General features: G+C 68.9%; 18 protein-coding genes. 10 read left to right on the forward strand and 8 right to left on the reverse strand.

Annotated elements, in window-relative coordinates:
- Window positions 1–229: 229 nt before the first annotated feature.
- From DW307_RS00985 to DW307_RS00995, 3 genes are all read left to right on the forward strand, one after another.
- Window positions 230–1,213, forward strand: a complete 984-nt coding sequence (locus tag DW307_RS00985; RefSeq protein WP_136023684.1) for an aldo/keto reductase — start codon at window positions 230–232, stop codon at window positions 1,211–1,213.
- Between the two features lie 84 nt (window positions 1,214–1,297).
- On the forward strand, window positions 1,298–2,095 hold the full coding sequence (locus tag DW307_RS00990; protein WP_021199379.1) for a PP2C family protein-serine/threonine phosphatase: 798 nt from the start codon (window positions 1,298–1,300) through the stop codon (window positions 2,093–2,095).
- 124 nt (window positions 2,096–2,219) lie between these two features.
- The gene (locus tag DW307_RS00995) at window positions 2,220–4,904 is read left to right on the forward strand and encodes an FtsK/SpoIIIE domain-containing protein (protein WP_168440961.1); all 2,685 of its coding nucleotides are present in this window, start codon (window positions 2,220–2,222) and stop codon (window positions 4,902–4,904) included.
- A 111-nt stretch (window positions 4,905–5,015) separates the two neighbouring features.
- On the opposite strand, the gene DW307_RS01000 is transcribed toward DW307_RS00995, so the two are convergent.
- Window positions 5,016–6,011 carry an asparaginase gene (locus DW307_RS01000; RefSeq protein ID WP_029258169.1) on the reverse strand — a complete coding sequence of 332 codons (996 nt, stop codon included), beginning with the start codon at window positions 6,009–6,011 and terminating at the stop codon, window positions 5,016–5,018.
- A gap of 67 nt (window positions 6,012–6,078) precedes the next feature.
- Between DW307_RS01000 and DW307_RS01005 the strand changes: the two genes are divergently transcribed.
- A complete protein-coding gene (locus tag DW307_RS01005) occupies window positions 6,079–6,573 on the forward strand; it encodes an OsmC family protein (RefSeq protein WP_136023686.1) in 495 nt (164 codons plus the stop codon).
- Window positions 6,574–6,589: 16 nt separating this feature from the next.
- Here the strand turns inward: DW307_RS01005 and DW307_RS01010 are convergent, their stop codons facing one another.
- Window positions 6,590–7,387: a lysophospholipid acyltransferase family protein gene (locus DW307_RS01010; RefSeq protein WP_029258171.1), complete on the reverse strand. Its 798-nt coding sequence runs from the start codon at window positions 7,385–7,387 to the stop codon at window positions 6,590–6,592.
- Between the two features lie 123 nt (window positions 7,388–7,510).
- On the opposite strand from DW307_RS01010, the gene DW307_RS01015 reads away from it, so the two are divergent.
- Together DW307_RS01015 and dxr are read left to right on the forward strand one after the other, a co-directional pair.
- Window positions 7,511–8,473, forward strand: coding sequence for an FKBP-type peptidyl-prolyl cis-trans isomerase (locus tag DW307_RS01015; protein ID WP_021199384.1), 963 nt, complete (start codon window positions 7,511–7,513; stop codon window positions 8,471–8,473).
- Between the two features lie 36 nt (window positions 8,474–8,509).
- The gene (gene dxr / locus DW307_RS01020) at window positions 8,510–9,592 is read left to right on the forward strand and encodes a 1-deoxy-D-xylulose-5-phosphate reductoisomerase (protein WP_136023687.1); all 1,083 of its coding nucleotides are present in this window, start codon (window positions 8,510–8,512) and stop codon (window positions 9,590–9,592) included.
- 36 nt (window positions 9,593–9,628) lie between these two features.
- Here dxr and DW307_RS01025 read toward each other — a convergent pair whose 3' ends face one another.
- The 3 genes from DW307_RS01025 to DW307_RS01035 form a co-directional block, all read right to left on the reverse strand.
- The gene (locus DW307_RS01025) at window positions 9,629–11,251 is read right to left on the reverse strand and encodes a Mur ligase family protein (RefSeq protein ID WP_046398913.1); all 1,623 of its coding nucleotides are present in this window, start codon (window positions 11,249–11,251) and stop codon (window positions 9,629–9,631) included.
- A gap of 93 nt (window positions 11,252–11,344) precedes the next feature.
- Window positions 11,345–12,064, reverse strand: coding sequence for a YcnI family copper-binding membrane protein (locus DW307_RS01030; RefSeq protein WP_029258174.1), 720 nt, complete (start codon window positions 12,062–12,064; stop codon window positions 11,345–11,347).
- A gap of 102 nt (window positions 12,065–12,166) precedes the next feature.
- Window positions 12,167–12,754, reverse strand: coding sequence for a hypothetical protein (locus tag DW307_RS01035; protein WP_029258175.1), 588 nt, complete (start codon window positions 12,752–12,754; stop codon window positions 12,167–12,169).
- 63 nt (window positions 12,755–12,817) lie between these two features.
- Here DW307_RS01035 and DW307_RS01040 point away from each other — a divergent pair, with 63 nt between their 5' ends.
- A complete protein-coding gene (locus DW307_RS01040; protein ID WP_021199389.1) occupies window positions 12,818–14,131 on the forward strand; it encodes a M50 family metallopeptidase in 1,314 nt (437 codons plus the stop codon).
- A 54-nt stretch (window positions 14,132–14,185) separates the two neighbouring features.
- On the opposite strand, the gene DW307_RS01045 is transcribed toward DW307_RS01040, so the two are convergent.
- Both DW307_RS01045 and DW307_RS01050 read right to left on the reverse strand, forming a co-directional pair.
- Window positions 14,186–16,069 carry a chorismate-binding protein gene (locus DW307_RS01045; protein ID WP_136023688.1) on the reverse strand — a complete coding sequence of 628 codons (1,884 nt, stop codon included), beginning with the start codon at window positions 16,067–16,069 and terminating at the stop codon, window positions 14,186–14,188.
- Window positions 16,070–16,240: 171 nt separating this feature from the next.
- Window positions 16,241–16,867: a pyroglutamyl-peptidase I family protein gene (locus tag DW307_RS01050; protein WP_136023689.1), complete on the reverse strand. Its 627-nt coding sequence runs from the start codon at window positions 16,865–16,867 to the stop codon at window positions 16,241–16,243.
- An 81-nt stretch (window positions 16,868–16,948) separates the two neighbouring features.
- On the opposite strand from DW307_RS01050, the gene ispG reads away from it, so the two are divergent.
- The 3 genes from ispG (at window position 16,949) to DW307_RS01065 (ending at window position 19,382) form a co-directional block, all read left to right on the forward strand.
- Window positions 16,949–18,079 carry a flavodoxin-dependent (E)-4-hydroxy-3-methylbut-2-enyl-diphosphate synthase gene (gene ispG / locus DW307_RS01055; RefSeq protein WP_136023709.1) on the forward strand — a complete coding sequence of 377 codons (1,131 nt, stop codon included), beginning with the start codon at window positions 16,949–16,951 and terminating at the stop codon, window positions 18,077–18,079.
- 17 nt (window positions 18,080–18,096) lie between these two features.
- Entirely contained in the window at window positions 18,097–18,429 is a 333-nt protein-coding gene (locus tag DW307_RS01060) for a nuclear transport factor 2 family protein (RefSeq protein ID WP_136023690.1), read from the forward strand.
- A gap of 86 nt (window positions 18,430–18,515) precedes the next feature.
- Window positions 18,516–19,382 carry a hypothetical protein gene (locus DW307_RS01065; RefSeq protein WP_136023691.1) on the forward strand — a complete coding sequence of 289 codons (867 nt, stop codon included), beginning with the start codon at window positions 18,516–18,518 and terminating at the stop codon, window positions 19,380–19,382.
- A gap of 2 nt (window positions 19,383–19,384) precedes the next feature.
- Here the strand turns inward: DW307_RS01065 and DW307_RS01070 are convergent, their stop codons facing one another.
- Window positions 19,385–19,576, reverse strand: coding sequence for a hypothetical protein (locus DW307_RS01070; RefSeq protein ID WP_136023692.1), 192 nt, complete (start codon window positions 19,574–19,576; stop codon window positions 19,385–19,387).
- Between the last annotated feature and the right edge of the window lie 44 nt (window positions 19,577–19,620).

Here is a 19,620-nt window from a genome sequence, read left to right on the forward strand (position 1 = left end):
CGGCACCGCCCACGGCACCGCCCACGGCTCCGCCCGCACCGCCGACGGCTCCGCCCGCTGCTCCGCCGGCTCCTCCCGCAACCCCGGCGTCCCCGCCGACCGATCCCACACAGCCTCCGGCGTGATGGTCTGACGGTGTGACCTTCTGACACAGAGCCCCCGACCTCGGTCGGGGGCTCTGTGCTGTTCCGAGTGGTCGTCTATCCGCAGCGGCCGCTAACGTGGTGGCATGGTCTCGTCCCAGCGCCGTGTGGGTGCCTCCGGTCTTCTCGTGTCCGCCACCGGCCTCGGCTGCAACAACTTCGGGCGCGCGGGGACGATGACGGAGAGTCTTGCCGGCACGCGCGAGGTGATGGATGCGGCTCTCGCCAACGGCATCACCTTCTTCGACACCGCTGACATGTATGGAGCAGCAGCGGGGGCGAGCGAGCTGCTGATGGGCGAAGCTCTCGGGGGACGCCGCGACCGTGTGGTGCTGGCGACGAAGTTCGGACACGAGCGCGACATGGGTTACGCGTTCCCCGCTGCCCGGGGTTCTCGTCGCTACGTGCGTCGGGCCGTCGAGGAATCGCTGCGCCGGTTGCGCACGGACTGGATCGATCTCTATCAGCTGCATCTCCCCGATCCCGAGACGCCGATCGCGGAGACCACGGATGCCCTCGATGAACTCGTGCGCGAGGGCAAGATCCGCTACTACGGGCACTCGAACTTCGCCGGGTGGCAGATCGCCGAAGCGGAGTTCACGACGAGGGCGCGCTCGAGTGGCAGGTTCATCTCGGCTCAGAACCACTACTCCCTGCTGGCTCGGGCGGCGGAGCGGGAAGTGCTGCCGGCGGTGGAACGCTACGAACTCGGCTTCTTCCCGTATTTCCCCCTGCACAACGGCCTGCTCACGGGGAAGTTCACTCGCGACGGCGGGCCGCAGCAGAGCCGGATCATGTCGACACGGCGCCACGTGTGGGAGAACGCACCGTGGGATGCCCTGGAAGCATTCCGCGATTTCTGCGATGAGCGCGGCATCACGATGGTCCAGGCGTCGTTCGGCTGGTTGCTCTCGCATGCGGCGGTCTCGAGCGTGATCGCGGGCGCGACCTCGGTCCCGCAGGTCGAGGCGAACGCAGACGCGGGGGAGGCCTGGCGCCCCGACGCGGCCGAACTCGCCATCATCGATGATCTGTTCCCGCTGCCGGCCGATCCGGGTGCCAGGGTGTGATCGAGGTGCGCGTGACTTCTACTACGATGTGTTGTGAGTATCCTGCGACCGTCCGACCCGCCGCAGGCCCATCGGAGGCAGCACGTGGCTGAGACGAAGACGCACCGCGTCACGGTTGCGCAGCGCCCGCTGCTGCTGTCGTGGTCCGGGATCACCGATCAAGGCCGACGCCGGGAGACGAATCAGGACGCGTTCCTCGCCGACTATCCGCTGTTCATCGTCGCTGACGGAATGGGCGGTCATGCCGGCGGCGAGATCGCGAGTCAGAGCACGGTGGCCCGGTTGCAGGCCGTCGTCTCCTCGGGCAAGGTCGACGGACCGTCGATCGAGAACGCGCTCGAACTGGCTGTCGGAGACATCGCGGAGCATCCCGAGACCACCGACGAGGGCACGGGGACCACGCTCACGGGGGTGTACTTCGAGACCGATGGGGACGAGCCGCACTGGACCGCACTGAACATCGGCGACTCCCGCGTGTATCTCCTTCGCGACGATCGACTGGTCCAGATCACCACCGATCACTCGGTCGTGCAGGAACTGATCACAGCGGGCAAGCTCAGCCCGGAGGAAGCTGAAGGGCACCCCTACAGCAACGTGATCACGCGTGCCGTGGGGGCGAGTGAGCTCACAGCTCCCGATTACGTCTCCATCGACGTGCGTCCCGGTGACCGATTCGTCATCTGCTCGGACGGCCTCACCAAGGAACTGACCGACTACGGGATCCAGCATTTCCTCCGGGAGCACGACGATCCGGGTGCCGCGGTGGACGCGATGCTTGCGGCGGCGTTGGAGAACGGCGGTCGCGACAACGTGACCCTCATCATCGTCCAGGTGGCGGCAGAGGACGACTCGTCCTCCCCAATCGAGAACACCGCGGAGTAACGCTCCAGCGCTGTGCACAGCCCTGTTTCACGGGCCGTGATGCGGTCCACTGGATTCCATGGAATCCCCTCCGATCGTGCTTCCCGCGGCTCCGGCAGCGTCGCCTCGCGCTCCACTGCCTTTCATGGCCGCCCTCGTGCCGGTGGCCACGGGAGTGGTGATGTGGTTGGTCACCGGCTCCCTCCTCGCGCTCTGCTTCGCGGCATTGGGGCCGTTGATGATCGGCGCCTCACTGCTCGACGCGACACGTACGCGGCGCCGTGAACGCCGACGAACCGAGCAGCAGCTCGAAGCCGAGTGGGTTGCGGCGGAAGCGGATCTGGTCCAGCGTCAGCAGGACGAGCTCGAAGCCCTGTGGCAGCGGTGGCCCGACGCCGCGACCTGCATCGCACAGGCGCCCCTGCGCGGCGCTCAGGGAGTCGACGCGACGACTCCGATCGTCATCGGTGCCGGCAACACGACGAGTGCGGTCCGCTGCACCGGCGCGGATGACGCGCGCGGGCGGGACTTCCGTGAACGATGCCGTGTTATCGCGGACGCGCCGGTCTCCGCGCCGATCGGTGGGGGGATCTGTCTTCGAGGTGCGCGGCCTGTGGCCGAGGCGGCAGCGCGCGCTCTTGTCGTGCAGCTGTGTCTGCGGTTCGGCACCGGCCAGCTGTCGCTGATCGGCATCGATCCGGAAGACACTGATCTCGCTGACCACGGCCTGGCGAGCCTGCCCCACGCCCGGAGTGCGCGGCGTGGTGCTTTCCGGATCGGGCTCGGTCCTGCGGCGGGCGTCCGGGGGGACGCGGACGCCCTGATCGTGTTGACCGCGGTGGGGGAGGATGTCCCGGCGGGAATCACGACGGTCATCGACATCGTCGAACCTCGGCGGGCGACGCTGCGCACCCCGACAGGTAGCCAGCCAGTCGCTGTCGAGTGCCTGTCGCGTGCCCAAGCGGAGACCGTCTCCGCGGAGCTGGCGCGTCGGGACGACGAGACGGATGCGATCCCCGACGCGGTGCTGCTCTCCGAGCTCGAGCAGACCTCGGCCGGAGGCGGGCTCGTCGCGACCATCGGCCGAGGCGAACGCGCGAACATCACGGTCGACATCGTGGGAGACGGACCGCACGCGATCGTGACGGGGATGACGGGGACCGGCAAGAGCGAGCTGCTGGTCAGCTGGGTCACTGCGATCGCCACGGCGCACGGCCCGGACGAGGTGACGTTCGTGCTCGCCGATTTCAAAGGCGGAACGGCTTTCGAACCCCTGAGCGCACTGCCTCAGGTGGCCGCCGTCATCACTGATCTCGACGATCAGGGTGCAAGACGAGGCGTCTCCAGCCTGACCGCCGAGCTGCGACGTCGAGAGAGGGTGCTGGCCGCCGCCGGGGCGCGCGACGTCAGCGGTGTGTCGATGCCCCGGCTGATCATCGTCGTCGACGAGTTCGCGGCGCTTCTGACCGAGCACCCCGAGCTCGGTGCGGTCTTCATCGATATCGCTGCCCGCGGCCGCGCCCTCGGGATGCACCTGATTCTCGGGACACAGCGTGCTGCCGGGGTGATCAGAGACGCCCTGGCTGCGAACTGCCCCCTTCGCATCAGCCTGCGCGTCGGCGACGCCGCCGACAGTCGGCTCGTGATCGGTACCGATGCTGCCTCCGCGCTCACGGGAGACGCCGGTTCCCGCGGTCTCGGCTTGCTGCGTCGACCATCCGACCAGGAACCCGTCGCGATGCGCATCGCCCTGACTGAGGCTTCCGATATTCGTGGTGTCGGTCTGCGGTGGGCGGCAGCGGGCGAGTCATCCAGCCCGTGGCTTCCCCCGCTTCCGGCCATCCTGCCGATCGCCGAACTCGTCACGGAGGCCGGAATCCTCCCCGATGCGATCATCCTCGGTCGCGCCGATGACCCTGGTCGCCAGGCGCAGCCGCTGGAGATGCTCCGGCGCGGAGAGGAACGGGGGCTGGTGGTGCTGGGCGCCCCCGGATTCGGTAAGACCTCGGTGCTGAGAGCGGTCGCGGCGCAATGCGATGACGCATTCTGGATGCCCGGCGATCCCGAGGGCGCCTGGGACGTGCTCGCCGCATGGGTCGAGGGCGGGGAGCGTCCGCCCTCGGTCGTCCTGATCGACGACGTGGATGCGATGCTGGCGGCTCTGCCGGCCGAATACGCGCAGCAGCTCGCCCACCGCTGGGAGCGCGTGCTTCGGGCGACTCCGGACACGACCTTCGTTCTGACGGCCACCAGGGCGAGCGGGGCGTTGGGACGTGTACTCGATCTGGTGCCGCGTCGGGCGCTGTTGCGGATGCCGACGAGACTCGAGCATCTGGCGGCCGGCGGAGAGGCATCGGGGTTCGTGCGCGACCGCGTACCCGGGCGCGCCGTGATCGGAGATCGCGAGGTGCAGTTGGCGTGGGTCGACGAGGGCCGATGGGTGCCGCGAGCATCGCAGACGCCACGGTGGACGCCGTCGTCTGCGATCACCGCTGTCGTCAGTGCCGGCACCGATACGGTCATCGCCGCTCTGCGTGACGCGCACCCCGCATGCGAGGTGGTGGTGGCAGGATCTGAGTCGACTTCGCCGGGAACACGCTGCATCGTGGTCGCCGATGCGGAGACCTGGCAGCGGAACTGGTCGCTGTGGCAGCGCATCAGATCGGCAGGCGAGGTGCTCATCCGATGTGAACACCCCGGTGAGCTCCGGCAACTGGTCGGCGCGCGGGAGCTTCCTCCGTATGCACACCCGCACGCAGGCCGGGCCTGGTCGGTCACCGGCTCCGGTGCGCCGAAACGTGTCCACCTCGCCGAGCTGTCGCCTCGGTGAGGCGTTGCCCTGAGAAGCGATGCCCTGAGAAGCGTTGCCGTGCGGAGACGTTGTCGTGAGGAGAAGGCCCCTCGAATCGACGCTCAGCGACGAGGAACGCCGCCGCGGGCGTCAGACTCCTGCGCCGGGTCGGATGGAGCCGACGTTCTCCCCACCGCCGAGCACGGCGAGCGGAAGTGCGTCCGCGAGCGAGGCCACGTCGGCATCGCTCAGCCCGCCCGCCCGAGCGAGAAGGGTCGCGGCAACGATCGTCGAGGCTCGAGTGGCGCCGTCGAGCATCTTCAGCGCCACGGTCGTGCCGTTGGGGGCGACCATCACCATCACGCCCTCGGCGCCGTACTTGGTGAACACGCCGAGCCTCTCGGTCGCGATCGTGTCGGGGCGGCCCGGACCCTCGATCGTCCAGGGGTTCTCCCGCACGGCGCGGACCAGGGAACCGGCCACGCGGTGGAGGGCGAAGGGCGAGCGGTCGGAGGCGGTGCCGATGCGGTGGATCGCGCGCGCCAGCCCGGTCAGCGTCATCGCATGGACCGGCGCACCGCACCCGTCGATCGCGGTGTGGGCGATCTTCTCGCCGGTGAGGCGCTCGATGACGTCGCGGATGTGCTGTTGCAGTGGATGGGTCGGGTCGAGGTACCCGTCGGTCGGCCAGCCCGTCGCCACGCATGCGCGGAGCATCGCGGCGTGCTTGCCGGAGCAGTTCATGCGCACCCGGGTCGGCTCGCCGTGCTCGCGGACGAGCTCGTCTCGCGACGCCGAGTCGCTCGGCCACGTGGCCGGGCAGCGGAGGTCGTCTTCCGTCAGCCCGCCCTCGGTCAGGATGTCGCGTACCACCGAAGCGTGACGGTCGGTGCCGACGTGACTGGCCGTGGAGAGCGCGAGCTGCTCGCCTTCGAGGACGGCACCTGCGGTGATGCAGGCGATCGCCTGGAGAGGCTTGAGGCTGGATCGCGGCAGGATCAGCGCATCGGCATTTCCATGGCGACCGACGATGTCCCCGTCGGGGGAGAGCACGACGGCCGCGCCGGCGTGGCGGGATTCGACGAATCCGCTCCGCTCGACGACGGCGAGTTCCACGGAATCCTGAACGGTGAGAGTCTCCAGCACCCGTCAACTCTAGCCCGGGGCGTGCGGCGTCTCGCGTCGTGTCGGAGGAGCCTGACAGACTGAGCAGATGGCAGAGACGACCACGCGCACGCTCGGCGAACACCGCTACGCGCTCACCTCGACGTGGACCGGCAACACCGGCACCGGGACGACCGGATACCGGGACTACCGGCGAGACGTGACGATCGAGGTCGAGGGGAAGCCCGATCTCCTCGCCTCGGCAGACAAGCCGTTCCGCGGCGATCCCTCACGATGGAATCCGGAGGACCTGCTGCTCGCCTCCCTCTCCGAGTGCCACCTGCTGTCATACCTGCACGCGTGTGTGACCGCGGGCGTCGTCGTGGTGTCCTACCGCGACCGGGCCAGCGGGACGATGCGCGAAGACGGTACGGGGGGCGGATCGTTCGTAGAGGTGATGCTGCGGCCCGAGGTCGTCGTCGCCGAGGCCTCGATGATCGACGCAGCAGAGCGCGCCCACGCCCAGGCGAACGAGTGGTGCTTCATCGCGAACTCGATGAACTTCCCCGTACGCCACCAGGCGACGGTCACAGCCCTCGCCTGATTGGGGCTTACAGGCCTCAGCGACGCTCGTGCGGGAGTGCCTGCTTGATCTTCTCGATGGCACCTTGCGCCGGTGCCTCGTTGTACGCGCCGGCGAGCTCCTGGCCGGAGAGACCGTGGATCGCCGCCATGATCTGATCGGTGGCGAGACGACGTGCCCGCCCACTGGTCGCGGGCCCGTGCGGCGAGAGGTCGAGCGGCTCGCCGAAACGCACGGTGATGCGCTCCTTGAGGGTGGGGACCTTCGCTCCCACCGGCATCACCTTGTCCGTGCCGATGAGGCCGACCGGCACCACAGGGGCGCCCGTCTGCAGAGCGAGGAACGCGACGCCCGTGCGGCCTTTGTAGAGGCGGCCGTCGGTCGAGCGGGTCCCCTCCGGATACAGGGCGACGGCGAGACCTTCATCGAGGAGCTGGCGTTGCAGGTCGAGCGCGTCCAGCGCGGCCTGTCCGGCACCGCGTCGCACCGGGATCGCGCCGATCGATTCGAAGAAGGTCTTGCTCATCCAGCCTTTGAATCCGGTGCCTTCGAAGTACGTCGACTTCGCGAGGAAATGGACGGGACGAGGGGCCGCGACCGGTATCGCGATCGAGTCGATGAATGACAGATGGTTGCTCGCGAAGATGACGGGACCGGTCAGCGGCACGTTGTCGCGCCCCTCGATCCGAGGGCGGTACACCAGACGGGCGAGTGGCGTGATGAGGCTGCGGCCGAGCGTGTAGGCGAACCCGGCGTGGCGAGGCTTCGCAGTCTCCTCTGACGAGGATTCCTCTTCTGACGAGGATTCGGGCTCGACGGACTGCTCAGAGGTCATCAGAGCAGATTACTCCCGGATCCATGCCGGGGTGGGAATGAAGAGTTGCGCCGCGCCTCCCAGCGCGAGCAAAGGGGTATGGGGCAGGATGGAGTTTCCTGCCCGCGATCCCGAGGTCTCACTGTGCGCAAGCGTCCGCTCATCGTTCTGTCCACCGTCGCCGCGGCGACCCTGCTGCTGGCGGGTTGCGCCGGTGGTGGAGCCCCGGAGAGCTCCGGCACCCCGTCGCCCTCCGCATCGAGCACGTGCCAGTTGGATGCGAAGTCCGGGGATACCTCGGACGCGGTCGTCGTGGAGGGGGAAGGGGCAGACACCACCGTGACGGTCCCGGCCGATGCGCCGTTCGCCGGCGTCGAGAGGACCGTCATCTCCGAGGGAGACGGAGACGACGTCGTGGTCAATGACCTGGTGTCCGTCGAGTACCAGATCGTCGACGCGACCAACAATCAGGTGCTCGACTCGTCGGCTCGTGGTGAAGGTGGTGTGCTGCCCGTTCTCCTCGACACCAACCAGTCCTCGCTCTTCGTCGCGGCGCTCGAGTGCAAGCCGGTCGGCTCGCGCATCGTGCTGACTCTTCCCGGAAAGGTCCTCGGCGAGGGCGCCAACAACGTGGTCGTCTACGCCGAGGCCGTCGAGCAGCTGCCCGAGGTGGCGACGGGAACGCCGGTCGACCCGACTCCCGGCATGCCGACTGTCAAGCTCGACGACAAGGGCGCTCCGACCGTGACGATCCCGGACGGCGACGCGCCGACGGAGACCCAGGTCGCCGTCCTCAAGCAGGGTGACGGTGCGACGGTCGCCTCCGGCGACCTCGTCGTCGTGCAGTACCTGGGCGTCAAGTGGTCCGACGGCAAGGAGTTCGACTCCAGCTGGAGCCGCGACGCCGCGCCCGCGCAGTTCCAGACCACCGGCGTGGTCGCGGGCTTCCAGAAGGCCCTCGAAGGTCAGAAGGTCGGCTCACAGGTCATCGTCGTGATGCCGCCGTCCGACGGATACGGTGCGAGCGAGGGACATGAGCTCCAGAAGGAGAGCCTCGTGTTCGTCGTGGACATCCTGGCGACGACACCGGTCCAGGCGCAGCAGTAGCCGCTGGGTGCCGAGGGGGTGACCTAGGCTGACGGTATGCGTCGCGTCATCGTCCTCGGCTCCACCGGTTCCATCGGCACCCAGGCACTGGATGTGATCCGTGCCAATCCTCGCCGATTCGAGCTGGTAGGTCTCGCTGCCGGGTCCAACGCCGAGATGTTGGAAGCGCAGGCCGCACAGTTCCAGGTCGAGTCGACCGCTCTCGGCGCGCTCGAGGCCGAGCAGCTGGTCCGTGACGTCGATGCGGACGTGGTGCTCAATGCCATCACCGGCTCGATCGGACTGGGCTCGACGCTCGCGGCGCTGAAGGCGGGACGCGTGCTCGCTCTCGCGAACAAGGAGTCCCTCATCGTCGGCGGCGACCTGGTCCTCGCCGCCGCCGCTCCCTGTCAGATCGTCCCGGTCGATTCCGAGCACTCGGCTCTCGCGCAAGCGCTCCTGGCCGGTACCCATGCCGAGGTGCGCCGCCTCGTGGTGACGGCGTCGGGCGGGCCGTTCCGCGGTCGCAGCCGCGCGCAGCTGACCGAGGTCACTCCGTCCGAGGCTCTCGCGCATCCGACATGGGACATGGGACGGATGGTCACGACCAACTCCGCGTCCCTTGTCAACAAGGGACTCGAGGTGATCGAAGCGCACCTGCTGTTCGACGTCGCCTACGACGACATCGAGGTCGTGGTGCACCCGCAGTCCATCGTGCACTCGATGGTCGAGTTCATCGACGGTTCCACGATCGCACAGGCCTCCCCGCCCGACATGCGTCTGCCGATCTCCCTGGGTCTGGACTGGCCGCACCGCGTCGGTGGCGTCGGACGGCCCCTCGACTGGTCATCCGCCACTTCCTGGACGTTCGAGCCGCTCGACGCCGTGGCGTTCCCCTCCGTCGCACTCGCGAAGGCGGTGGGCCGCGCCGGCGGCACGTTCCCTGCTGTCTACAACGCCGCGAACGAACAAGCGGTCGACGCGTTCCACGAGGGACGGCTCTCGTTCCTCGGCATCGTGGACACGATCGCTCGGGTCGTCGACGCGCACGATGCGCCGGAGGCCCTCACCGTCGAGACGCTCGCCGAGGCCGAGACATGGGCGCGCTCGACGGCCGATCGGATGATCGCGGCGCTCTGATCGGGGACCAGGGCGGAGTCGCCCTGGTCGAGCAGGTCAATCCTCGTCGGGGTACGGGACCGGCCAACGCGAATCGGGTACGGGCCAGCCGGCGTCGCGCAGCGCGCGGCGAGCGAGCTCGCGTGCCGAATACGGTGTGCGGACGCCGCGGATGTCGCGATAGTCCTGGTGCCCGGGGCCGGCCCACAGGATGGCGTCGCCGTCGCCGACCAGGCCGACCGCGGTGATGATGGCGTTCTCGGGCGGTGAGGCCTCGTGGATCTCGGCATCCGGTCGTGCCGTGCGGGCGCCCTCGATGAGGGTCGCCCGAATGGACGCGGGGTCCTCGAAGCGGGGGTGGTGATCGGTGACGACGAGGATGTCACTGCCTTCGACCGCCGTGCGCGCCATGTCGAAGCGCTTGCTCGCATCGCGGTCGCCGTCGGCACCGAAGAGCATCAGTACCTTGCCCGGTGTCACACGCCGGACGGCGGCGAGGGTCTTCTCGAATGCGTCGGGTGAGTGTCCGAAGTCGACGAAGACGGCAGGCCCACGATCGCCGGAGACCAGCTGGGTGCGACCGGGCAGGTAGGCGCGGATCCCCCCGTCACGGGTGAGCGCATCGACGATGCGATCCCAGGCGTAGCCGCCCTCGAGGAGCATCACGATCGCCAGAGCCGCGTTGGCCGCCATGTGCGGTCCGATCACCGGGACCGTCGTGGTGAGGGACCCGGCGGGGCCGGTCATCGTGAAGGTCGTACCGGCGGCGCGCTCCTCGTCGATGACGACCACCCAGTCCGCGGCGGTCGCGGCGTCGGGATCGGCGGCGATCGACGGAGTGCCGACAGTGACGACCGGGATCTCGGCCCGGTCGACGACGACCGCACCGGACGGGGAATCCAGGCAGATGACCCCGCGCTGGGCGCGGTCGGGCCGGAAGAGGGGCAGCTTCGCCTCGAAGTACTCCTCCATGTCGGCGTAGTCGTCGAGATGATCGTGGCTCAGGTTCGTGAATCCGGCGACGTCGAACAGGATGCCGTCGACGCGGTGACGTGACAGCGCCTGTGCGCTGACCTCGACCGCGACGGCTTCGACCTGGCGCTCACGCATCAGCGCCAGGAGGGCGTGCATCTCGGATGCTTCGGGGGTGGTCAGGCGCGAGACGATGACCTCGCCCGCGATGTGACGTTCTGCGGTGGAGGAGAGGCCGGTGACCACGCCGATCTGATCGAGGATCCCCTCGAGCAGGTGGGAGACGCTGGTCTTGCCGTTGGTGCCCGTCGTCGCGAACAGCAGGGGGAGCGGGTCACCGGCGCCGGTGCCGTAGACCCACGCGCTGAGATCACCGAGCACGGCGCGAGGGTCGTCGACCACGAGGATCGGAAGCCCCGCGGCTTCGGCGATCTCCGCGCCAGCGTCGTCGGTGATGACGGCGACGGCACCCTTCTCAGCGGCGGTGACGGCGAAGTCCGCGCCATGCCGGTTGACGCCGCGGATCGCGACGAATGCCTCGCCGGGACGCAGGTCTGCCGTCGCGAGGGTGATGCCGGAGAGGGCGATTCCGTCGACATCGCCGCGGACGGTGCGGGCGAAACGGGAAGCGAGTTCGGACAGCTCACGCCGGGGCGGGTTCGCGGGGCGGAGCACGGGAGGCAGGCTCGGTTGTTGTTCAATCGACATGGCGCATCCATGATCTCACGACCGTGGTGGGAACCCTTCGCCGAGCGCCCCCTCGCGCGCCGCGTTGCGGAGCACGAGGGGGAGCTCGTGTCGTCAGGCTCGGCGTCGGTAGGCGAGGATCGCGACGACCAGGGCGGCGAAACCGGCGAGAAGCCCACCCGCCCCGAGCGCTACACCCAGGGGATCGGCGACCGTGGTCGGAGCCGTGCTCGCGGCCGCAGTGTCGGATTCGGTGTGCTCGCCGTGCCCGTCGCCGGCAGCGGCCGTGACGGAGACGACCGGAGCCGGCGCGTCGAGGCTGTGCGGATCCTGGCCGTCCTCGGCGATCTGCGTCCATTCGGTCGAGCCCTCGACGCACTGTTGGACCACGGGGAACGCCAGAGTGTCGGGGGTGGTCTCGTCCAGACCGACCCCCATGCTCACCGCGCCGCGAAGGTCGGTGGGCACCGGGGTGACCGCCGTATAGGTCACGGCGCTGACGAGACCGTCGTCGCCGCGCTCGACCTGGATGTCCCAGTCGGAGTCCATCGTCGGCGAGACGGAAGCGAGCCCCTCGGGCATCGTGATGCGCAGCGCGGTGGTGGGGGAGTTCTCGCAGCCGTGGGAGAACGAGAACGTGAGCACGCCGTGGTCTCCCGCAGCGATCTCGTCGGGGCTGACGCCCACATGGGCACCTGCCATCGTGGGAACGGCCAGGGCGAGTGCGGCTCCGCCGAGGACACCGAGCGCGGCGCGTCGCAGAGTGAGCGAGCGCCGAGCGGTGGAGCGCAGGGTGGTGGGGCGCGGAGTGCGGGTACGGATGTTGCGGGACATGAGAGTTCTCCTGGTGCTCGAAGTGCGGGCGCGCCACGGTGGCGTATCTCCGCGAGAAAGGGACGCTGCCCGTGTCGGAGCAGCGGATTCGAGTGCGACGGATCAGTCGCGCAGGAGAGCGGGAGGCCCGCGCCTCGGCACAGCGGCCGAGATGGTGACGGCGAAGCTGGGGATGGTGGTCGACCGCAGCCGCGGCGGCCGGCGATGCATGGCCGGTGCCCCGGCGGACGCGCGCCGGAAGAGGGCATCCACCCAGCGGGCGACGACCCGAACGACCGCTTCTCCGTGCCACACGAGAAGCGTCGTGAGCACGGCTGCGACGACGTGCGCGAACAGCATCAACGTGCCAGGGGCTGCTGTGGGCGCCGTGGAAGAGAGCGCGCTCAGATCGAGATGATGGGCGTGACCGCCGCCGCCGGCGATCGGAGCGGTACCGGTGGGCGAGCCCAGCAGTTGGAACACGACGTGGAAAGCGGCCTGTCCGAGGAACACGGCGATGGCGACACGACCCCGCGACTCACGGATGCCCACCAGGAGCGCCGACAGAGGGGTGAGCAGGGTCGCGACCGCCAGGATCAGCAGCATGTGCGGGACCGCTCCGCCGCCGAGGGTGTGCGAGAGGGCTGCGAGCAACGTCGCCACCGAGGAGACGGCCGCAGCGCGCACGAGTCGCAGCTGCCGGGCATTCACCGTCTCAGCCTAGCCGCGCGGCGTGCCGGGCGGATTCCTAGCTGTGGGCACTAACGTTGGCACGTGGAATTCCTGCTCTATCTGGCCGGCATCCTCTTCATGCTGATCGGCCTCGGGCTCTCGATCGGCCTGCATGAGGTGGGCCATCTCGTCCCCGCGAAGCTCTTCGGCGTGCGTGTCGGCCAGTACATGATCGGCTTCGGGCCGCGGCTGTGGTCCCGGCGCATCGGCGAGACCGAGTACGGGTTCAAGCTGCTCCCTCTAGGGGGCTTCATCTCGATGTCGGGCATGTACCCGGCGTCGAAGAACTCGGGCCCGGCGTCCGGCGTGTTCCGCTCGTTGATCCAGGACGCGCGCAGCGCCAACGACGAGACCATCGCCGAGGGTGCCGAGGATCGCGTCTTCTATCGTCTTCCCGTGTGGAAGCGCGTCGTCGTCATGCTCGGCGGGCCGGTGATGAACCTTCTCCTCGCGACCGTGATCTTCACCGTGCTGCTGTCGGGCATCGGCCTGCAGCAGGGAACGACGACGATCGCGTCCGTCACCGAGTGCGTCGTTCCGGCCGGTTCGACGGCGACCGAGTGCACACCCGATGACCCGGCCTCACCCGCCGCGGAAGCCGGGATCAAGCCGGGCGATGTGATCCTGTCCATCGACGGACAGCCCGTGTCGACGTTCGCGGAGGCGACGGCGATCGTGCAGGCCGCGCCAGGCGAGACGCTGGACATGGTCGTGAGCCGCGACGGGGCGGAGCAGTCGCTGAGCATCACGCCGATCGCCGCGGAACGCTCGATCACGGATGCCAGCGGCCAGCCCGTCCTCGATGAGGCCGGAAAGCCTGTCGTGAAGGAGGTCGGCTACGTCGGCATGGGCGCCCAGATGGGCTACGTGCAGCAGCCCCTCACCGCCGGCCCCGAGATGGCGGCGGACAGCACGGCGCGTGTCGCATCCTTGATCGTCACGCTCCCCGTGCGTCTATGGGACGTCGGCGTCTCACTCGTCACCGGCGGAGAACGCGATCCGAACGGACCGCTGAGCGTCGTCGGCGTCGGACGCCTCGCAGGAGAGGCGGCCGCTACCGATGCGCCGATCCTCAACAGGTTCGCGTTCCTGCTCGGTCTGCTGGGGTCGCTGAACATCGCGCTGTTCGTGTTCAACCTCATCCCGCTGCTCCCGCTCGACGGCGGTCACATCGTCGTCGCACTGTGGGACGGCATCAAGCGCGCGTGGGCCAAGCTCTTCCGCCGGCCCCCTCCGGCGCCGGTCGACGCGACCAAGCTCGTGCCGCTGACGGTGGTCGTCGCTGTGCTCCTGATCGGGATGGGAGCGCTGCTCCTGGTCGCCGACCTCTTCAATCCGGTCAACCTTCTCGGCTGAGTCGCAGGCCTGGTCGGACCGCGCGGGAGGCGAGCGCTGAGCAGCGATTCCTGTTCAGGCCAGCGCGTGGGAGACGAGACGCTCGAGCGTGCGGATCCCGTCGCGCGACAGGATCGACTCCAGGTGTCCCTGCACCGAAGCGAAGTGGTCTCCGCGGAGCGCGTACACGTCTCCCGAGTCGGGGTCCGCCGAGACGTCGGCGGCGCCGACGACCGTCGTGCCCGGTGCGACCCGCGCGGTGAAGGTGTTGTAGAAGCCGATCGATGCGGTCTCCCCGAAGACCGGGACGGGCTTCTGCAGGCCCTGGTGAGGGGCATCGAGCGGAGTCAGGGCGATGCCGAGCTTGTCGGCGAGGATCTGGTGGCTGAGGCACACCGCGAGCAGCGGCGCGTCGGAGTCCAGTCGGCGGGCGACGACATCGCGCATCCTCGCGATGCGGGCGTTCCGTGTATCCCGAGGGTCGCCGGGACCCGGGCCGGCGACGACCAGATCGGCGGCGTCCAAGTCCGCGTCCCGCACGTCGGCCCAGGGAGCGATCGTGACGGCGAGCCCGAGATGACGCAGCTGGTGGGCCAGCATCGTCGTGAAGCGGTCCTCCGCGTCCACGACGAGAGCGGAGCGGCCGGCGAACGGACCGGTGAAGTCCTCGCCCTGCGGGTTGAGCCAGAACTCGGCCAGGCGGGCGTTGCGCGATGACAGCAGCTCGGCGACGGTCGGGTCGTCGGCGAGGGCGCGCGCGTCGCCGGGCGCGTCGGCGTCGCTACGTGCCTCTGCCACCCGGTCGCGGTCGATCGCGCCGATGGCGCCCAGGACGCCGGCGGCCTTCCCGTGGGTCTCGGAGACCTCGCCCATCGGATCGGAGTGTCGAACCAGCGTCGCGCCGACCGGAACGCTGAGGGTGCCGTCCTGGAGGTAGACGGTCCGGATGAGGATAGGCGCATCCAGGTCGTGCCCGCCGTCCGCATTCGGGGTGAACAGCGCGGCGACACCGGAGTAGTAGCCGCGGGGCTTCTGCTCGTGACGGCGGATCACCGCGCAGGCGTTCTGCATGGGCGAACCCGTCACCGTCGGAGCGAACATCGTCTCGCGCAGGATGTCGCGGGGATCGAGGGCGCTGCGACCACGGAGCATGTACTCGGTGTGCGTGAGTCGCGACATCTCCTTGAGGTGCGGGCCGGTGATGCGGCCGCCGTCGGAGCAGACGGCGCTCATCATCTTGAGTTCCTCGTCGACGACCATGAAGAGTTCCTCGGTCTCCTTGGTCGAGGCGAGGAAGTCGACCAGCGTCTCCTTCGTCGCCCCTCCCGCCGGATGACGGAAGGTCCCGGAGATCGGGTTCATCGTGACGACGCCTTCGCGGGCGACCACATGCGCCTCGGGGCTGGCCCCCACGGCGATGTGCCCAGGAGTGACGACAGCGAACGTCCAGTAGGCGCCGCGCTCGTGCGTGAGGAGAGCACGGAACCACGTGAGTGCCGCAGTACGGTCCTCGACGTCGATGGTCGCGGTGAAGTCTCGACGGATGACGAAGTTCGCGCCCTCGCCGCGTCCGATCTCGTCGGCGATGACCGTCTCGACGATGGCCGCGTAGTCCGCGTCGGCGATGTCGAAGCCGTCGTCGTGGAGGGGGACGGGCGTGCTCGGGAGCGCGGGCAGAAGCTCGGCTGTCGGGAGGTGCAGGTGCTCGTCGACGATCACGCAGCGCAGCGGCGCCCCGTCGTCCTGGGCGACGAAGCCGCGTTCGCGCACCTGGCGATAGGGCACCAGGGCGAACACCTCGCGCGGGGTGCCGTCGACCGAGAGGGGGATGTCGGCAAGCAGCTCGACGTCGACGACGCCCCCGCTGAGCAGCTCGACGGTGTCGGCGCCGTCGCGTGCGATGAGCACGAAGGATGCCGTGGGATCGGCGCTGAGCTCGGCGAGTCGTGAGAGGGTCATCGATGTCTCCTGTGCAGTGCTCCGGCTCGGCGCAACGAAAAGACCGCCCCGGAGGCGGTCTGAATTCGTGGGAACGCGAACACACCGCCTAGAAGGCGGGCCACCAGGTGAAGTTCGCGAGCATGGGGCCGAAACTACCACATCGCGAGCGAGGGTCACGGCGCGATGACATCACCAGATGCTGCCGCCGGCCTCCGTCGACTCGGCGTCGAGGGCGTGATCCACGATGAGGCGCAGGGCGCGCGCCAGTTGCGCGTCGGCGAGGTGCAGCCCGCCTGCAGGGACCGTGGTCGTCGACCACGGAAGGTGCACGAATCCGGCACGCGCATCCGGCCGGACGGCACCCACTGCCGTGTACAGCACGTGGTTGCACACGTAGGTTCCCGCAGAGAGCGACAGCTGCGCCGGCAGCCCTTCCGCGGTCAGAACCTGGAGCAGGCGCTTCACGGGGAGCGTCGAGAACCGCGCGGCGGGACCGCCGGCCTCGCTGGGAGCATCGACGGGCTGTTCACCGTCGTTGTCGGGGATGCGGGCGTCGATCAGGTTGACACCGATGCGCTCGATCGCGACCCTGCTGCTCCCGGCGGCGAGCCCGGTAGCGATGACGACATCGGGGGAGTGCGCGGCGATCAGGGTCCGGAGCCGGTGAGCGGATGCCTCGAACGCGACCGGAAGTGTGGCCACCATGAGCTCGTGCGGACCGTCGTATGCGGCCGCGACCGCGTTCACGGCATCGGCAGACGGATTGCGGTCCGCCCCGTCGAAAGGGTCGAAGCCGGTCAGGAGGACGACGGTCATGCCTCCAGCGTAGGTGCGTCTGTTCAGCCCACTTGCATCCTGGCGGCGTAGGCTTGGGGCGTGCCAGCAGTGAACCTCGGAATGCCGAAGATCCCCGAAGTCCTCGCCCCGCGCCGCAAGTCCCGGCAGATCAGGGTGGGCAAGGTGCTCGTGGGCGGTGACGCTCCGGTCAGCGTGCAGTCGATGACGACCACCAAGACGACCGACATCAACGGGACGCTGCAGCAGATCGCCGAGCTCACGGCTTCGGGCTGCGAGATCGTCCGCGTCGCGGTGCCGCATCAGGACGATGCAGATGCATTGAAGATCATCGCGATGAAGAGCCAGATCCCCGTGATCGCCGACATCCACTTCCAGCCGCGCTACATCTACACGGCCATCGACGCCGGCTGCGGGGCGGTGCGGGTGAACCCCGGCAACATCCGCGAGTTCGACGGCAACGTCGGCAAGATCGCCGAGGCGGCGAAGGCGGCGGGAGTCTCCCTGCGCATCGGCGTGAACGCCGGATCTCTGGATCGTCGCATCCTCACCAAGTACGGCAAGGCGACGGCAGAGGCGCTGGTCGAGAGCGCCGTGTGGGAGGCATCGCTGTTCGAGGAGCACGACTTCCACGACTTCAAGATCTCCGTCAAGCACAACGACCCCATCGTCATGGTCAAGGCGTATCGGCAGCTGGCCGAGCGGGGCGACTGGCCCCTTCACCTCGGTGTGACCGAGGCGGGCCCGGCGTTCCAGGGAACGATCAAGAGCGCCACCGCGTTCGGAATCCTCCTCGGCGAGGGCATCGGCGACACGATCCGCGTGTCGCTCTCGGCGCCGCCCGCAGAAGAGGTCAAGGTCGGACACCAGATCCTTCAGTCCCTCAACCTGCGCGAGCGCAAGCTCGAGATCGTCTCCTGCCCCTCGTGCGGACGCGCTCAGGTCGACGTCTACACCCTGGCCGAGAACGTGACGGAGGGGCTCAAGGACATGACCGTTCCGCTGCGCGTCGCCGTGATGGGCTGCGTCGTCAATGGCCCGGGCGAAGCGCGAGAGGCCGACCTCGGCGTGGCTTCGGGCAACGGCAAGGGGCAGATCTTCGTGAAGGGCGAGGTCATCAAGACCGTGCCGGAGGCCGACATCGTCGCCACCCTGATCGAAGAGGCCAACCGGATCGCCGCTGAGATGGGACCTGAGGCCCCGCTCGGCACGGCCCAGGTCGTCACAGCCTGAGCTCGGAGGAGCGCGTGATGTCGGATGTCACCCTGCCCACGCCTGTCCAGGTGATGGTCGATGCGATCAACGCGGCGGATACCGATGCGTTCGTCGATGCCTTCACCCCGGACGGGCATGTCAGCGATTGGGGCACGGTCAAGGCCGGCCCTGATGGGGTGCGCGAATGGGCAGGCAGCGACGCGATCGGCGCCGGAGCGCGGATGACCGTGCTCTCCGCCGAGACCGACGGCGACACGACCCGCATCCGCTTCGGATGGGCGAGCCGGGTCTTCAACGGAGAATCCGACGGCATCTTCGTCGTCGAGGGCGACAAGCTCGCCAGCTTCACCATCCCGCCGTCCCACTGACCTTTCGTACCGGGGTCCGCCCCGCTCTCACGACGGCCCGACGGCCGCGAACACCGTCGAGATCACCGACGAATCCGAGGAGAACCATGTCGACGCCCACCACTGTGACCTTCTCGGACGGGACCATCGCCGGAGACGGCATCGTCACACGTGTGAAGAGCTTCGCCGACGGAGCGGTCGTCGTCGTCGACACGACGCCCTTCCATCCGGTCGACCACACCTGGCCGGATCAGCCGGGCGACAGCGGAACCATCACGGCCGCCGGCGTCACGGTCGCGGTGACCGAGGCTCTCATGGCCGCGATCTCCGACGAGGGCGAGTTCGCCGTGGGCCGCGAGATCCCGGTCAAGCGCGGTGCGGAGGGCTGGACGTGGCTGGTCGGGCATCGCATCGAGGGTGCCGTGCCGGCATCACTCGTTGAGGGAGCACCGGTGGCGCTCGCGGTCGACGGTGCCCGTCGCGCGGGACTCAGCCGCGGCCACACGGCATGTCATGTCGCTTCCCTGGCGCTTGATCTGGCCCTCGTCGATCTCTGGCGGAAGGACCCGGGGGAGGACGCTCTCGGGAACCCTGACTTCGAGGGTCGCGCCAACCAGTCCAGTCGTATCCAGGAGGACGGGGCCGTCGACGAATACCGGCTCGGCAAGAGTCTGCGCAGGGCAGGCTTCGACACCGAGACGTTCGCGGCGACCCTCGCCGACCGCGAGGCGCGGGTGAACGACCGACTGGCCGCTTGGATCGCCTCGGGTGCTTCCAGCAGCATCGAGACCGAGGGGCCGACGATCGTCGACCGGCGTCGCTGGCACTGCTCTCTCCCGGAGGGCGAAGCCGTGATCCTCTGCGGGGGAACCCATGCCGACTCCCTCGCCGCGTTCGGATCGATCACGGTGTCGCTCGATCTCAGCGATCCCCAGCTCCTCGTCATGACGACCACGGCTGTCCCCGCCGCCTGACATCAGCGCACGAACCCAGCCTGCAGCCGTCCGCCCGCTCGATCGAGCTCCTCCTCGACGCGATCCGCGAAGGCCGCGAAGTCTCCGGTGAGCAGCGGCGCACTCAGCCGCTCGGTGCGCTCCTCGCTCAGAGCGCGCAATCGACGGGGGAGCCACTTCCCGGTGGCGATCCAGCGGCGGTCGCCTAGCAGCATCAGCTCCGCGTTCCGCTCGGAAAGCACGTCGGCGACCACGCGTC

This window comes from Microbacterium sp. K27, assembly GCF_004794435.1.
GTDB lineage: Bacteria > Actinomycetota > Actinomycetes > Actinomycetales > Microbacteriaceae > Microbacterium > Microbacterium maritypicum_A.

What these genes read in the sequence shown, in the direction of transcription:
- DW307_RS01045 (WP_136023688.1), bottom strand. Translation starts at nt 16,069, where the DNA reads ATGACCCTCTCACGACTCGCCGAGCTCAGCGCCGATCCCACGGCATCC.
- DW307_RS00995 (WP_168440961.1), top strand. Translation starts at nt 2,220, where the DNA reads ATGGCCGCCCTCGTGCCGGTGGCCACGGGAGTGGTGATGTGGTTGGTC.
- ispG (WP_136023709.1), top strand. Translation starts at nt 16,949, where the DNA reads ATGCCGAAGATCCCCGAAGTCCTCGCCCCGCGCCGCAAGTCCCGGCAG.
- DW307_RS01025 (WP_046398913.1), bottom strand. Translation starts at nt 11,251, where the DNA reads ATGTCGATTGAACAACAACCGAGCCTGCCTCCCGTGCTCCGCCCCGCG.
- DW307_RS01065 (WP_136023691.1), top strand. Translation starts at nt 18,516, where the DNA reads ATGTCGACGCCCACCACTGTGACCTTCTCGGACGGGACCATCGCCGGA.
- dxr (WP_136023687.1), top strand. Translation starts at nt 8,510, where the DNA reads ATGCGTCGCGTCATCGTCCTCGGCTCCACCGGTTCCATCGGCACCCAG.
- DW307_RS01030 (WP_029258174.1), bottom strand. Translation starts at nt 12,064, where the DNA reads ATGTCCCGCAACATCCGTACCCGCACTCCGCGCCCCACCACCCTGCGC.
- DW307_RS01010 (WP_029258171.1), bottom strand. Translation starts at nt 7,387, where the DNA reads ATGACCTCTGAGCAGTCCGTCGAGCCCGAATCCTCGTCAGAAGAGGAA.
- DW307_RS01070 (WP_136023692.1), bottom strand. Translation starts at nt 19,576, where the DNA reads ATGCTGCTAGGCGACCGCCGCTGGATCGCCACCGGGAAGTGGCTCCCC.
- DW307_RS01050 (WP_136023689.1), bottom strand. Translation starts at nt 16,867, where the DNA reads ATGACCGTCGTCCTCCTGACCGGCTTCGACCCTTTCGACGGGGCGGAC.
- DW307_RS01005 (WP_136023686.1), top strand. Translation starts at nt 6,079, where the DNA reads ATGGCAGAGACGACCACGCGCACGCTCGGCGAACACCGCTACGCGCTC.
- DW307_RS01060 (WP_136023690.1), top strand. Translation starts at nt 18,097, where the DNA reads ATGTCGGATGTCACCCTGCCCACGCCTGTCCAGGTGATGGTCGATGCG.
- DW307_RS00985 (WP_136023684.1), top strand. Translation starts at nt 230, where the DNA reads ATGGTCTCGTCCCAGCGCCGTGTGGGTGCCTCCGGTCTTCTCGTGTCC.